Source organism: Paracoccus sp. Ld10, assembly GCF_045064235.1.
Taxonomy (GTDB): Bacteria; Pseudomonadota; Alphaproteobacteria; order Rhodobacterales; family Rhodobacteraceae; genus Paracoccus.
Genome location: NZ_JBISHD010000027.1, coordinates 333849 through 348250 on the forward strand (window position 1 = coordinate 333849; position 14402 = coordinate 348250).

The 14402-nt window shown below is 61.6% G+C and carries 10 protein-coding genes; 3 read left to right on the plus strand and 7 right to left on the minus strand.

Annotation, left to right across the window (positions count from 1 at the left end; all coding sequences use genetic code 11):
* Nucleotides 1-2 precede the first annotated feature (2 nt).
* The 5 genes from ACJJVR_RS09975 to gltX all read right to left on the minus strand — a co-directional run bounded on the left by ACJJVR_RS09975 (nt 3) and on the right by gltX (nt 10485).
* Nucleotides 3-1079, minus strand: coding sequence for a ferritin-like protein (locus ACJJVR_RS09975; protein ID WP_405404187.1), 1077 nt, complete (start codon nt 1077-1079; stop codon nt 3-5).
* Complete coding sequence (locus ACJJVR_RS09980) at nt 1076-2965, minus strand: GMC family oxidoreductase (protein ID WP_405404189.1); 1890 nt, start codon at nt 2963-2965, stop codon at nt 1076-1078. Before ACJJVR_RS09980 ends, ACJJVR_RS09975 begins: the two co-directional genes overlap by 4 nt.
* A gap of 82 nt (nt 2966-3047) precedes the next feature.
* Entirely contained in the window at nt 3048-5750 is a 2703-nt protein-coding gene (locus ACJJVR_RS09985) for an MGH1-like glycoside hydrolase domain-containing protein (RefSeq protein ID WP_405404191.1), read from the minus strand.
* Nucleotides 5747-7777 (minus strand): amylo-alpha-1,6-glucosidase, encoded by a 2031-nt coding sequence (locus tag ACJJVR_RS09990; protein ID WP_405404193.1) that lies wholly within the window; start codon nt 7775-7777, stop codon nt 5747-5749. The genes ACJJVR_RS09985 and ACJJVR_RS09990 overlap by 4 nt, the downstream gene beginning before the upstream one ends.
* Before the next feature lie 1385 nt (nt 7778-9162).
* Nucleotides 9163-10485: a glutamate--tRNA ligase gene (gene gltX, locus ACJJVR_RS09995; RefSeq protein WP_405404194.1), complete on the minus strand. Its 1323-nt coding sequence runs from the start codon at nt 10483-10485 to the stop codon at nt 9163-9165.
* 80 nt (nt 10486-10565) lie between these two features.
* Here gltX and ACJJVR_RS10000 point away from each other — a divergent pair, with 80 nt between their 5' ends.
* The gene (locus ACJJVR_RS10000) at nt 10566-10973 is read left to right on the plus strand and encodes a metallopeptidase family protein (RefSeq protein WP_405404196.1); all 408 of its coding nucleotides are present in this window, start codon (nt 10566-10568) and stop codon (nt 10971-10973) included.
* Nucleotide 10974: 1 nt separating this feature from the next.
* Nucleotides 10975-11928 (plus strand): 1-phosphofructokinase family hexose kinase, encoded by a 954-nt coding sequence (locus tag ACJJVR_RS10005; protein WP_405404197.1) that lies wholly within the window; start codon nt 10975-10977, stop codon nt 11926-11928.
* Nucleotides 11929-11980: 52 nt separating this feature from the next.
* On the opposite strand, the gene ACJJVR_RS10010 is transcribed toward ACJJVR_RS10005, so the two are convergent.
* Nucleotides 11981-12307 (minus strand): DUF6280 family protein, encoded by a 327-nt coding sequence (locus tag ACJJVR_RS10010; protein WP_042251710.1) that lies wholly within the window; start codon nt 12305-12307, stop codon nt 11981-11983.
* Between the two features lie 374 nt (nt 12308-12681).
* Here ACJJVR_RS10010 and efp point away from each other — a divergent pair, with 374 nt between their 5' ends.
* Nucleotides 12682-13245 (plus strand): elongation factor P, encoded by a 564-nt coding sequence (gene efp / locus ACJJVR_RS10015; RefSeq protein WP_405404200.1) that lies wholly within the window; start codon nt 12682-12684, stop codon nt 13243-13245.
* Between the two features lie 30 nt (nt 13246-13275).
* Here efp and ACJJVR_RS10020 read toward each other — a convergent pair whose 3' ends face one another.
* On the minus strand, nt 13276-14286 hold the full coding sequence (locus ACJJVR_RS10020; RefSeq protein ID WP_405404201.1) for a hypothetical protein: 1011 nt from the start codon (nt 14284-14286) through the stop codon (nt 13276-13278).
* Nucleotides 14287-14402: the final 116 nt, after the last annotated feature.

Here is a 14402-nt window from a genome sequence, read left to right on the forward strand (position 1 = left end):
GGTCACTGGCCAGCCTCCGCCAAACGGTCGATCTCGAATGTGGGTGCGCCATGGGGGCCGCCGTCTGTAATCGGCTGGCGCATCAGTTGATAAAACAGTTCCTTGATGTGGAACATGTCGCCGACTGCGGGGATGAATTCCTGTGGCTCGCCCTGAAAGGCGCGGGTCAGCCGGGTCAGAAACGCGGCATAGGTCGCGTTGAAAGCCGTAGCAGCCGCGCGCAGGTCGGAACCGACGGCAAAATCCTCCAGCCGGGCATTGGTCTTGATCGGATATACCGAATCCCAGTCGACCGGCACCTCGCCGCCCGTCGGGTGATTGCGGACATCGCCCTCCTGATAATATCGGCCCAGCAAAAGCTGCTGAAACCGATAGTAATGCGCGATTTCCCCGTCTTGATCAAAGATCGTGTCAGTCACGCCCTCGCCTTGCTCGGCGATCAGATCCAGTGCTGCCTTGGCAGTCGCCATATCGGTCACGGCGATCAGTCCACCGCCCCCGGAATAGTAGTATTCCGGCCCGATCTGGCGCGCCGGATCGCCACAGAACAAGGCATCGCCCTTTTCGGCGTACAGGCGGTCAAGTCCGTCCTCGATCGCCTTGTAAAACTCGCCGATACTGAAGAAGTGCTCGTCGCTGTCGGCCGCGACATGGGCTGCGTTCAACGCGCCGTGCGCCTTTTTGCGTTTGACGGTCTTCCCGCCCTCCTTGCCATGATCAAGCTCTGCCGGCCGCTCGATCTTCAGAAATGTCTCGATCGCTTCGGGCGAGAATTTCTGGCAATCGACCGCGAAATCCTCCTCGCCGTCGGGCAGTTTGGCAGGATAAGTGGCGACAAACCCGGGCGCCGCAAGATCGGGCGTGCCACCGACGGCGTTCAGCAGGTTGCCGACCAGCGTCAAGTGCAGCATTTCCTCGACCGCGACGGCGCGCAGAATGTCGAACGCCTCGGTATTGCTGCCGGGTTTGATCGAATAAAGCGCCGTCAGATAGGGCGGGATCGTCGCATGCTCAAGCTGCATGGCGGCGTGCAGATGGCGGTGCAGACCTTCGATATCTGTGATGCGGTGCAAACTCATGCCGGAACCTCCTGGCGGTTGTGACCTGACTTGCCAGCTTGCGGGCCAAGCTCGCTGGCGATGGCGTCGGCGGTGCGCAGACACAGCGCAGCCAGCGTCAGGGTGGTGTTCGCGGTCCCGATGCTGGGCATCGAGCCAGCGCCCGCAAGATAAAGGTTGGGGTGATCCCAGGACCGTTGCGTCCTGTCGACGACCGACGTTTTCGCATCGGTCCCCATGATATGCGTGCCGGCCCAGTGATTGCCGCCCCGCACGGTGAAACCCTCACCATCATAAGTGACCCAGCCCGGTGCCGCAGGATCATATTGCGAATGATCCTCGGCCCCCAGACGCTGATAGATCTGCCTTGTCAGCCGCCGCGAAAAGGCAACCGTTTCCAGTGTGTAATCGGGAATAGCGAATGACACGACCGGGCGCGGGTTGCCCATCTGGTCAAGGTGGCGCGGATCGACCGATATGCGGTTGCCTTCGTGGGGCAGCACTTCGATCATGCAATCCAGCAGCAACTGCCGCCCGACCCGGTCCAGCAGCCCTTGGCGCAGGGCTGCGCCTGTCAGATTGCTTTTGTCCACCAGATCATCCAAATCGGTATAGGGGGCACCGGTCGCCCAGCCCCACCCATCGTTGTGAATGCTGAACCGCACAGCCGCATGCCGACTGCGATAGGCCCCGGTTCGAATATCCTCGATTCCCGACGTGCAAAGCGGCCCGCGCCCCGTGCCGACCAGCTGCGGCATCAGGCCCCAGGTCAGCAGATAGGCGTGATCCATCAGGTTGCGCCCCATCAACTTGCTGCTGCCGTGCAGATCTGACGCCAGCATCAGCCTTGCGTTCTCGACAGCATTTGCCGCCAGGACATAGGTCTTCGCCGTAACTTGCCCGGTCAGATGACCCGGCGCATCCTTGTCGGTATACGTCTTGCAGGTCAGGCCCGTGACCCTGCCCGAAGTGCTGTCGATCTCGACCTTCGCCGCCACTGTCCGCGCAAGAAGGTGAATGTTGCCTGATCCGATCGCCGCAAGCAGCGTGCGGCGTGCGTCGTATTTCGCCTGCACCGGACAGATCGGCACGCAATTGGTGTTGCCTTGGCAACGCCCCCCCATTTCCGCCTGATCGCGGCTGACGGCCCCAGTCGGCGTGAACCCCTTGCCACCATCATAGGCCGGGTTCGGGATGCCGTTTCGGGCCTGCGGCGTGCTGCGCACGTTCAGCGTAAATGTCTCGTCGCCCACGTCGACCTTGAAGCCGTCCAGCGATTTCGCGACGGTCTGATCAAGAAATGACGGCGGCATCCGCTTCATCGGATAGACATATCCGGTGTGAAAAGTCAGCCCGCCGTAATTCTGATCCTCGACATCGGCCGACACGCCAAGCTCGCGTTCGGCACGGATGTAATCGGGGGCCAAATCGTCATAGGAAATCGGCCAATCGCGCCCCTTGCCAAAGGTACTGGCCATGCGGAAATCGTCAGGCAACATCCGCAGGGCCTTGGCCTCCCAGTGGCGGGTGGTGCCACCAAGCACGCGCGAATAGGTGCTGTCGATTTCGAACGGACCATTTTGGACCAGATAGCCACGATCATTCGGCACGCCGTTATGCAACTTGACCGCATCGTAATCGCGCGGCATCGGCGCGTTCAGGCTTTTGGCATAGGGGGCGTTGTTGTCCTTGGACACTGCCGAATAGAACCGCTGAACGCTTTTGTTGTAGTCCCTGATATCGACGTCCTCGCCGGGGCCGGCTTCGATCACCAGAACCTTCATGCCCCGTGCGCCCAGGGTCTTGGCGATCAGTGCACCGCTGACGCCCGAACCGACGATCGCGACGTCATAGGACGTCGCGTAAGCCACCTCTGCAGGGACAGAAAAAGTCGCGGGTCCACTCATCTGCAATTCTTCCTTTTCCGAACGTTCCAGCACAATTTTGGTGATCTCACGTTTCCCACCTCCGGTGCGCGCCGAGGCTGACTCAGCACGGATCCGTGGCAGCCGCCGTGGCTCTCTTTCGGGATTTCAACTTGGCTGGGGCGATTTGTAGGGCAGGCGGAGCCGAAGCCAGCATCTCGATCAGGACGGCGACTAGGCCGGTCCAGCCGGTCTGATGCGATGCCCCTATGCCCGCCCCGACGTCACCGTGAAAATACTCGTAGAACAAGATATTATCACGCCACTGCGGGTCATCCTGCATGACAGTCGTGCCACCGTAGACTGGCCTTTGCCCTTTGGCGTCCCGCTCGAATATCGCGGTCAGGCGGCGCGCAATTTCGTCGGCTACCTGGTCCAGCGTCATCATGACGTCGGATCCGGTTGGGCATTCTACTTTGAACCTGTCGCCATAGTGCGCGTGGTGCTTGCGCAAGGCGTCGATCAGAATGAAATTCATCGGCATCCAGACCGGCCCACGCCAGTTCGAATTGCCGCCGAACATGCCGGAATGTGACTCGGCAGGCTCATACCCCGCGCCAAAGACCGCACCGTCGATTGTGACATGGAAAGGGTCTTGCAGATGCCGCCGGGACAGGGATCTGACGCCGTACGGCGACAGAAACTCGGCCTCGTCGAGCATCGGGCCAAGCATGCGCTTCAACCGCTCTTCGTTCACGAAGGACAACAGCAGACTATCCTTGTCCGCTTGCGTGGCCTTGCCCAGCAGTTCCGGTTGCTGACGGCGAAACCAGTCTAGCCGCTTTGTGAAAATCGGGTCATCGTCCTCGTTCACCGACGCGGGGTCGAGAGCGGCAACGGCAATGATCGGAATCAGACTGACCAACGACCGCGCCTTGAGCGGAATGAAGCTGTCACCGACGCGCAGCACGTCGAAGTACAGGCCGTCCTCCTCGCTCCACAATGCCGCGCGGCCCTCGGATTCGCGCCCAAGATGATCAAGGCTGTCAGCGATGAAGACAAAGTGCTGAAAGTACTTCGACGCCATTTCGGCATAGCTCGGGTCCGTTTTCTGCAGCTTTTGCGCCATCTGCATCATCTGCAGGGCAAAAAACCCGACCCAGGTAGTGCCATCTGACTGATACAGCCGACCGCCGCCCGGAAGATTGCCCGATGACCGATCAAAAACCGAGATGTTGTCGAGCCCGAGAAAGCCGCCCTGAAACAGGTTGTTGCTTTCGGCATCCTTCCGGTTCACCCACCACGTGAAATACAGCAGCCCATGCTCGAACATCCGCCGCAAGAACGCACTGTCCGTGGTACCCCGCGTCTGCAGCTCGTATTCCGCAATCTTCAGCGCGGCCCAGACCTGCAACGGCGGGTTCACGTCGTCAAAGGCCCATTCATACGCAGGCACCTGGCCGTCTGGTTTCATGAACCATTCGCGGCATAACAGCATGATCTGTTCCTTGGCGAAGGTCAGGTCGGTGCGGGCAAGCGCGATGGTGTGGAAACACAGGTCCCAACTTGCAAACCAGGGATACTCCCAGGTGTCGGGCATCGAGATGATGTCTTCTGAATAGAAGTGCCGCCACTGCGCATTGCGCCCCGCGTGACGCGCGGCAGGGGGCGGAACATCGTCGCCGTCAAGCCAGTCGGCGACGACAAAGTGAAAGAACTGTTTGGACCACAGCATCCCTGCATGCGCCTGTCGTGCGATGTTTGCACGGTCCGGCGTCAGGTCGCCTGGCAGCCGGGCCGCGTAGAAAGCGTCCGCCTCGGCGATGCGCGCGTCGAACACCGCATCCGCATCCGCGCCAAGGTCCGTCGCGCCACCTTCTGCCGTCAGGCGCAGCACGATGCTGACAGCTTGCCCCGGCGCAACGTCACGACGGTAAACGGCCGATGCCTTGGTGCCGGTCAGGGCCGGGTTGACCGTCGCGGCCCCCTGCAACAGATGATCGTTGATCCCGTCCTTGGGGAACGCCTGGCCATCCGTGCCGTACAGACGTCTGCTATTGGTCTCATTTTCAACAAACAGCAGGCGGTCGGCGTCCGGGCATACCAGGCGAACGGTGCCAAGCTCGGCGTGACGGGCCTCGATCGTGCCGTCCTCGGCCGACATTTCGGGGCGCACGGACCCAGCGCGCCAGCTCCATGTGTTGCGAAAAAGCAAGGTTGGCAAAAGCCAGACGGGATGCGAATCCGGCCCATGGTTGATCACTGTGATCCGCACCAACGTGTCATCGACCGTCCGCTTGGCATATTCGACGGACACGTCGAAATACCGGTCCTCGTCGAATGCGCCGGTATCCAGCAGCTCGTATTCAAGCGCTGATCCATCCGTGGCCTTGCGATGCGCATTTTCCGCAAGCAGCTTTTCGTACGGAAACGCGCAATGAGGATATTTATACAGCATTTTCATATAGCTGTGGGTCGGCGTGCTATCTTGGTAAAAATAGTACTCCTTGACGTCCTCGCCGTGATTGCCCTGGTCGTTGGTCAACCCGAACATCCGTTCCTTCAGGATCGGGTCGTTCCCGTTCCACAGGGCAAGACTCAGGCAAAGACGCTGCCGGTCGTCGGACAGGCCGGCAATCCCGTCCTCGCCCCAGCGGTAGGCCTGGCTCCGGGCATTGTCATGGGGCAGGTGATCCCAGGCGGTGCCGCCTTCGGAATAATCCTCGCGCACCGTGCCCCACTGCCGCTCGCTCAGATACGGACCCCAGCGCAACCATCTGGCACGGTCCGGGCCGTTCAGGCGTGTCTCTTCGGCAAGATTAGTCATTGAACGCTCCGGTTCATTTCACATGTTCGATCGCTTGCACGGGCAATCAGGTGCCAAGCACGAATGCACTCGGCGACGCTCCAGGCCTGTGCGACGCAACCGCGTGGCGCATGGGGCGCATCGGCCTCGAAGATTTCGTTGATCGTGCCGATGCCTTCGATGCCCAGCTGATCGGCCATCGGTGCAAGGACTTCACGGGCGCGCACCGGGTCGTTGTAGCTGTCCAGATGCGCCTCGATGAATGGCCCGATCAGCCATGCCCAGACCGTGCCCTGGTGATAAGCGCCATCGCGTGACACCTGATCTCCACCATAGTGGGGCCGATAAGCGGGGTCAGACTGCGCAAGCGAGCGCAGCCCGACGGGCGTCAGCAGCGCCTCTTCACAGCGTCGCACGATCTGCCGGCAGCGGTCCGCGTCAAAGATACCAGTGGCCGCGCGTGCGGCAAAGATCTGGTTCGGGCGCAGCGCGACCTCGTGGCCCTGCGGCCCGTCCAGAACGTCATAACAATAACCGACATCGGGGTTCCAGAACCGCGCGAACCCTGTACTGGCCTTTGCCAGCAGCAGTTTGTAGGGCGCAGGATCGCGACCAAGAACACCCGCTGCGCGCACCATGAACCGGAGGCCCGAAACCCACAGGGCATTCACCTCGACCGGTTTGCCGATGCGCGGCGTCACCACCCAGTCGCCAACCTTGGCGTCCATCCACGTCAGTTGGACCCCCGGCTCGCCCGCAGTGATCAGCCCGTCGGCCGGGTCGACGCGAATGCCATAACGGGTGCCATGCTGCATGTGGGACACGATGTCTTCGAGCACGCCGAAAAGATCGGTCAGCACACTCAGATCGCCCGTCGCATCATGATGCGCAGCGACAGCCTCAATGAACCAGAACGTGGCATCGACTGTGTTGTATTCGGGCGCTGTTCCCGCGTCGGGAAAGCGGTTGGGGATCATTCCGCGATCGACTGTCTCGGCAAAGCCGCGCAGGATCGACGCGGCGATATCCGTACGCCCGGTCTCGATCGCCAGACCGGGCAGCGAGATCATGGTGTCGCGTCCCCAGTCGGCAAACCAGTGGTATCCAGCGATGACCGTGTGTCCGCTTGATCCGTCATTCAGTTTTCTGCGGACGATGAACTGATCGGCGGCCAGAACCAGACGCTCGATCCAAGGCGTGGAGGGGCCGGCAGGCCGCACTGCCTGCCAGGCCGCAAGCAACATTTCCTGTCGGGCCGTTTCGGCGCCAAGACTGTCGGCCATTGTTTCGGGTGCCAATGGCAGCGCGCCGACACTCGCCGCGAACTCAACGGTTTCTCCAAGCATCAGCTCTGCCTTGAACAGGCCGGCCTGAACGTGATCCTCGCGGTCCGTCAGGCCGCGCAGCCGTTCCTGTGCCAGGTCAAAGCCGCGATACCATGACACCTGACCCTCGACGCCTGCCCCCGGCATCTGCATGTGCAGCCTGTGGTCCGCGCTGCCCCAGTCGACGGAAATGCGATCAACATGCGCTGTCACCGTCGGCATCCAGTCGCTGGCCGACGAGCGGCCATGATAATCTCGACAATCGACAACCGGCCGCAGGGTCATGGTAACCGGCGCCACGGCGCGCAGCAGGGTGTATTGCAGGCGGGTGACATTTGCGCCGTGATCCATGATCACGCGTTTTTCGAGGCTGAACAACGGGGTAACATATCGCCAGATCGGCAATGTTCCTTCGAAGCGGACCTCTTCAAGATAGTTTGCGCCCTGCGGGGCCATGACTCCGCCCGCCCAGCGAACCGAACCAAGCTCGAAGCTTTGTCCGTTCACCGTCACGGCTTCCAGCACGGTCACAAGCATGAGCGTCCTGCCGACCGGAGGGTCAAGCGCCGCCACGAGAAGGCCGTGATAGGCGCGCGTCGGCAAGCCTGCCAACGTCCCCGCTGCGTAGCCGCCGATCCCATTCGTCACCAGCCATTCCGCTGCCTCTGCAGCGGCGGGATTTGCACAAGTCTGCCGACCTAGGCGAAGAACCGATAAGCTCACGTGTTTAGTTTCCCGCCCGATTTTTCCCAGTGTCCTTTGGGTACGTATGACGAACTGGCCCAAGGAATTCTGATCGTTTTAAGTCATGTCAGAGTCATGCCGAACCTGCTCCGGATCCGACCGTTGTTCCCCGAGCCTATGTTTTGAGGGTTAATAAATTATAAAAATTTGTCTTTTTTTGTCTCTCTGGGCATGTTCCAAGACGCGCAAATGCACATTAAGATGCAGCCGACATGGTCGTGAAAAAGGTGCCGGAACGCCGGATTCGCCTTGGGAAAAGACGATGACCACCAAGGCTGCATGCCATTTTCGGTCAACAGGGCGGACCACCCCACCTTTTCGTCACCGCATGGCAGGTCAGCGACGACATCGCGAAGGGGACAATTTTCAGCAGCCTGTCAGATATGCCCGATCCCACGGTTCGACACTGCGATTCCGTAGCCGGCCGGAACACGGCATTCTGCGCCAATCACATCACGGGAGGGCGGCCACCACACACGCCGCCATGGCAGCGATAACGACGTTTGGCCAGCCGTCCGTCCTCAACTGCCCGAATGATCGCAAGCTCCGTTCAGGCAGCTGAGGACGGGGCCGGGCATCGCGCCCGATAGGGTCCCGAATTGGCGCAAGCGTCCAACGGCCGAGGATTTGAAGAATGGACTGAAGGAGCCGCGCTCTACCGTCCTCAACAAAGCAGAGGACGCGGTGATCGTCGCATTTCTGGCGAACGCGCCGCCGCCGGATGCGTATCTGCGTGCCCGTCCGCCATCGCAGCGGCATCGGACGCGGTCGGCAGTAGAAACAGCACCCTTACCGGCATGGAATTTCTCGCCGTCCCATTGGAGATACGCCACAGCCGCAGCAGTTAAAGCGCAACAGCACGGAATTCTTTCGTGTCGACTGTGTTTAAGATCGGACTGCGCGGGGCGGGCCCTGTCTCTGTGTAACCCGGAGACGAACCAGAAAGTTCACACCATACAACCTGTGAACCAAGCGGATCGCGATGCCGTCCCCGGACGCAGTCATACCCCTCCCGGCTGACGGCACGGACTGTGCTGACACGTGTTGAAACCGGACGACAGTGCAGTCACACCAGACGCGTTGTGACATGATCGGTGCGGCCCATGGAACGGTGTGTCGCCTGGCCTCACAGACCAGAGACGTGCGGTATTTATCGGCCATCCACCGTCAACCAAAGACGCCGCAACCCCGGCAGGACCATTGTCACTGTCGGGGTTGCGGCCTTTTGCGATGTTGTGGCACCAACTGTGGCAGCTTTTGGGCGTCAGCCCGATCAGACGGCCCGGTACCGCTGTCGTGTTAACATAAGAGCGTGGCCGCGCTGCGGCCATTCCGGCACGCGCGACCGCCAGTGTGGCTTGGCCTCAGGCGCGTGCCTTGACCACCTGCAACAGGGGCATCACGTCGGACATGTCGGGACCGTGGGCCTGACCCGTCACCGCCTTGCGCAGCGGCATGAACAGACCTTTGCCCTTGCGGCCCGTGGCGTTCTTGACCGCCGTGGTCCATTCGCCCCAAGTCGCGTCGGTGAACGGACCCGCAGGCAGCAGGGTCATGGCCTGGGCGATGAAATCGGCGTCCTCGGGGTCGATCTGCGGCTCGGCGCCTTCGCTGAAGATGCGCCACCAGTCGTCCAGATCATCCAGGCGGGTGATGTTCTGGGACGCCACGCGCCAAAACCGTTCGGCCTGATCGTCAGGCACGCCCAGGGCCGCGATGCGGTCGGCGACGGCGGCAAGGGGCAGCGCCTGGTTGCGCTCGCGCGTCAGCGGCCACAGGTCCTCGGCATCGAACTTGGTGGGCGATGCCCCGAACTGGCCCAGGTCGAACGCCTGCGCCAGATCGTCTAGAGAGGCCAGCGAGACGGGCACGCCCGATCCCAACCGCGCCATCAGCGCGATCAGCGCCTCGGGGGCGACTCCGGCCTCGCGCAGATCCTTGAGCGACAGGGCGCCGATGCGCTTGGACAGTTCCTCGCCCTTGGCGCCGGTCAGCAGGCTGTGATGCGCGAATGCCGGGGACGTGCCGCCGATGGCCTGAATGATCTGGATCTGGGTCGCGGTGTTGGTGACGTGGTCGGACCCGCGCACGATATGGGTCACGCCCATGTCGGTGTCGTCCACGCTGCTGGCAAAGGTGTACAGCACCTGACCGTCGGCGCGGATCAGCACCGGGTCGCTGACCGATGCCGCGTCGATCGAGATGTCGCCCAAAATGCCGTCGGTCCATTCGATCCGGTTCTGGTCCAGCAGAAAGCGCCAGTATCCCTCGCGCCCCTCGGCGCGCAGGCAGTCGCGGTCGGCATCCGACAGCGACAGGCCGGTGCGGTCATAGACCGGCGGCTTGCCCATGTTCAGCAGCTTCTTGCGCTTCAGGTCCAGCTCGACCGGGGTCTCGAACACCTCGTACAGACGGCCCGACGCCTTCAGCGCCTCGGCCTCGGCACGATAGCGGTCCATGCGCAGCGACTGACGCTCCACCCGGTCCCAGTGCAGGCCCAGCCATTCCAGATCGCGCTGGATGCCGTCGACATACTCCTGCTTGCTGCGTTCCTGGTCGGTGTCGTCCAGACGCAGGATGAAGGTGCCGCCGGCCTTGCGGGCGATCAGATAGTTGAACAGCGCGGTGCGCAGGTTGCCCACATGGATGTGGCCGGTGGGCGAGGGTGCGAAACGGGTGATGGTCATGGGGCGTCTCCTGTTGCTGTTGCTCTTTCACAGCCGGGCATTTTTGTCCATATCGGGGGGACCATGCAGGAGGCGCTGGAATGAGTGACTGGAACGGCCGCACGGCCCCCGACACAGCCGAGATCGAGGCCATGGCCCGGCATGCCATGACTACCCTGCCCCCCGAATTCCGCGAAGCTGCGGCCCAGGTCGCCATTCGCGTCGCCGAATTCGCGCCCGAGGACGTGCTGGACGAATTGCAGATCGATGACCCGTTCGACCTGACCGGCATCTATGACGGTATCCCCGTGACCGAAAAATCGATCAGCGACCAGCCGGGCGGCCCGGACATCATCTGGCTGTACCGCCGTCCGATCATGGACGAATGGGTCACACGGGGCGACGTGTCGCTGGGCGATCTGGTCGTTCACATCGTCACCCACGAGATGGCGCATCATTTTGGCTGGTCCGACGACGACATCGCCACCATCGACCAGTGGTGGGAATGAGATGAGCGGTCAGGCCCCTATCCTGACCGTCACGCTGAACCCGGCGCTGGACCTGTCGACCGCCGCCGACAGTGTGGCGCCCGACCTCAAGCTGCGCTGCGACAAGCCGGTGGCCGATCCTGGCGGCGGCGGCATCAATGTCAGCCGGGCGATCAAGATCATCGGCGGCCAGTCGACCGCGATGGTGGCCCTGGGCGGCGCGACCGGACAACGCATGGCCGAGTTGCTGAAATCGGCGGGGCTCCAGGTGCTGCGCCTGACCGCACCCGGCGAGACGCGACAGTCACTGGCCGTGACAGACCGCGCGACGGGCGCGCAATACCGTTTCGTGATGCCAGGCCCCGAATGGCACATGACCCAGTTGGCAGGCACCATCGCCGCGATCGCCGAGGCGGCATTGGCCGGGGGTTGGGTGGTCATGTCAGGGTCGAACCCGCCCGGCATCGCGCCAGGGTTCGAACAGATGCTGACCGTGCGCCTCAAGGACGGGCGCGCGCGGCTGCTGGTCGACGCGTCGGGGGATGCGTTGCAGGCGCTGGCGGGGTCGTCCATTCCGGTCGACGTGCTGCGCATGGACAGCCACGAGGCCGAAGAACTGGCGGGCCGCCCCCTGCCCCTGCGCAGCGACAGCGCGGATTTCGCGGCGGGGCTGGTGCGCAACGGCGCCGCGAAATCGGTGATCGTGGCGCGGGGCGCGGACGGGTCGGTCATTGCCGGACCCGATGGCGCCTGGCACGCCGCGGCGGCACCCGTGCGCGTGGTCAGTGCCGTGGGCGCGGGCGACAGTTTTGTGGCGGGCTTTGTTCTGGCCGCCGCGCGCGGCTGGCCCATGCAGGAGGCGCTGGCCCTGGGCGCCGCTGCCGCATCGGCGGCGGTCATGACGCCCGCGACGGATCTGTGCAATGCCGCCGATGTGCGCCATTTCTATTCGCAGCGCGTGGTGACGCGACTGTAACAAAAGAGGCCGCCCGAAAAGGGGCGGCCCTGATCGTCGATGCGCGTAGGCTTCAGGCGGCTTCGGCTTCCTCGGCCTCAGCGGCCATCCGGCGCTCGCTCTCTTCGCGCGACAGCGCGACAGAGGTGCGCACACCTTTGGACACGAATTCCATCAGGCCTTTGACCACACGTTCGTTCGGGTCGATCCCGGCACAGGACAGTACCTCGCGCCCATCGCGCGACCGTGCCCACCGGGCAATCTGTTCGGGGCCGTTGCCATATTTCTTGTCGTCTGCAATGGCGTCATCCAAGGCCGCCAGCACCACCGCTGCAAACAGCTTGCGGGCACGCTGGCCTTGTTCAAAATTGAAGGCCGAGCCGTCGACAAAATCGCGCATCTTGTTTTCGTCCATTCTCTTGCGGCCCCGATCGGGAGTCAGGGCCTTATGGGGAAAACTTGACGTTTCCCCTGTTTCTTGAATCCGTTTCTCTGACGGTGCCTGCTGCCTTAGCCCTTCGGCCCGCCGATTCGGTATCCCTTCACTTGCATGCCTGCCATGTCCTTAGCGCATGCCGCCCAAATTGCGGGGAAAATTGTGCCCCCGGCGCGCCAGTGACGTGGCTTTGATCCCGTTGGCACCTTGACAACGCCGCAGTTGCGATCTGGTTGCCTGATACCGCAGCCCTCGATATAGGGGGCCAAGATTGTCGTTCAACGGCTGGCCATGCCAGGACGGCCCAAAATTTCCGCAAACGCAACGAGACCCATCCCATGCCCAAGATCAACGGCAATGAAATCCGCCCCGGCAACATTCTGGAACATGACGGGGGCCTGTGGGGCGCCGTCAAGGTGAACCACGTCAAGCCCGGCAAGGGCGGCGCCTTTGCCCAGGTCGAACTCAAGAACCTGCGCGACGGGCGCAAACTGAACGAGCGGTTCCGCTCGGAGGACAAGGTCGAGCGTGTCCGTCTGGACCAGAAGGACCAGCAATTCCTGTACGAAACCGACGGCAAGCTGGTCTTCATGGACAGCGAGACCTTTGAGCAGACCGAACTGGACGCCGACCTGCTGGGCGACCGTCGCCCGTTCCTGCAGGACGGCATGACCGCCACCATCGAATATTACGGCGAAGAGGCCCTGTCGGTGTCGATCCCGCAAAAGGTGACCTGCACCGTCGCCGAGACCGAGCCGGTCGTGAAGGGCCAGACGGCCGCCAACAGCTACAAGCCCGCGATTCTGGACAACGGCGTGCGCATCATGATCCCGCCCTTCGTCGGCGAGGGCGAGGCGATCATCGTCAACACCGAGATGTTCGAATACAGCGAACGCGCATAAACGATCACTCCGCCGCCACAGCGGCGGAGTTCAACTCTGGGTTTCGATCAGCAAACCGATGATCGCCTCAACCGGACCAAGGGTATTAGATGCATGCCATGAGAACTGATTTTGAACGATCGGCCTGACCCGCTGGTCAGTCAAGCACATCCGAACCGACCCAACCACAGCCTGTCTGTCATTGGGATTCTGCCATAATACTAAATGCTTCAACAGACGCGATGGCTGTTTTGCACCCTCCGGCGATTGCGTCGAATAGATGCCAATTTGTACGTCGTCGACCATGATCGACACAGATCGCCCAGATGTAGCAGCCATCAGAAAACATCCCAGCAGCTGCCCCGATATTTCCCAGACCAAGGGCTGATCAAGATTGAAGGTCTCCGTTCGAACAACACTGTTCTCGTATGTTCTGGACACGGCTCCATTCGGTCTCGCCATACCCAGGTCCCTTCCGGCCAGCGCCAGTGACCGTTGTGGAACGCGAGCACCTTCGAGCAACTGGACAACACGTGAGGCAATCCAGAATGGAAAGCCGGTACCCAGCCGATAATGCGCTTCATCTGCATAAAACTCCGCGACGGGCTTGCCCTCTCTCGAGCAGCGAAGCTTCAAAGGTGTCTCAAGGTCAAATGCGGTTAGTCCACGTTCGGTCAGCATTTCACCCAGCGCGTGTCGCCATTGCGTTGGCGACCCCACCGCCATTTCAGACAGGTTCCTGAACAATACAGGTAGAACACGAATACCCCGCCGCGCGCAAAGTTCAAGGAACCATTCGCAATGATAAATGAGGCTCTTGACCGATTGCCCATGACGGAAATGGTTCTGCTCGTTCAGCGAATACTCCCATATAATTGTAGCATTGCTGGGTATGTCTTCGGTCATCAATCTGTAAATACCCATCAATGACGTTGCAGCACCGACTGACTTGTTTACAACCTTGTATTTTAGCGTGACCATACTGGTAAGGTGATGGACCCAACCGCCCCGCATCAAACTGTTTGACCCCCCGATGACATACAGTTCGGGCAAATCAGACATGCCACGCCCCCGGCATTTTATACGCTGTACACAGTAACGTGATACACCGGCCACGACGCACGATAATAGCAACGTGGCAGCGATTGATCGCGGACATGCGACCATTTGGGAAACTA

Excerpts from the sequence above, each read along its gene's own strand:
- ACJJVR_RS10000 (WP_405404196.1), top strand. The coding sequence starts at position 10,566 with ATGAGTGACTGGAACGGCCGCACGGCCCCCGACACAGCCGAGATCGAG.
- ACJJVR_RS09985 (WP_405404191.1), bottom strand. The coding sequence starts at position 5,750 with ATGACTAATCTTGCCGAAGAGACACGCCTGAACGGCCCGGACCGTGCC.
- ACJJVR_RS10010 (WP_042251710.1), bottom strand. The coding sequence starts at position 12,307 with ATGCGCGATTTTGTCGACGGCTCGGCCTTCAATTTTGAACAAGGCCAG.
- ACJJVR_RS10005 (WP_405404197.1), top strand. The coding sequence starts at position 10,975 with ATGAGCGGTCAGGCCCCTATCCTGACCGTCACGCTGAACCCGGCGCTG.
- ACJJVR_RS09975 (WP_405404187.1), bottom strand. The coding sequence starts at position 1,079 with ATGAGTTTGCACCGCATCACAGATATCGAAGGTCTGCACCGCCATCTG.
- ACJJVR_RS10020 (WP_405404201.1), bottom strand. The coding sequence starts at position 14,286 with ATGTCTGATTTGCCCGAACTGTATGTCATCGGGGGGTCAAACAGTTTG.
- ACJJVR_RS09980 (WP_405404189.1), bottom strand. The coding sequence starts at position 2,965 with ATGAGTGGACCCGCGACTTTTTCTGTCCCTGCAGAGGTGGCTTACGCG.
- efp (WP_405404200.1), top strand. The coding sequence starts at position 12,682 with ATGCCCAAGATCAACGGCAATGAAATCCGCCCCGGCAACATTCTGGAA.
- gltX (WP_405404194.1), bottom strand. The coding sequence starts at position 10,485 with ATGACCATCACCCGTTTCGCACCCTCGCCCACCGGCCACATCCATGTG.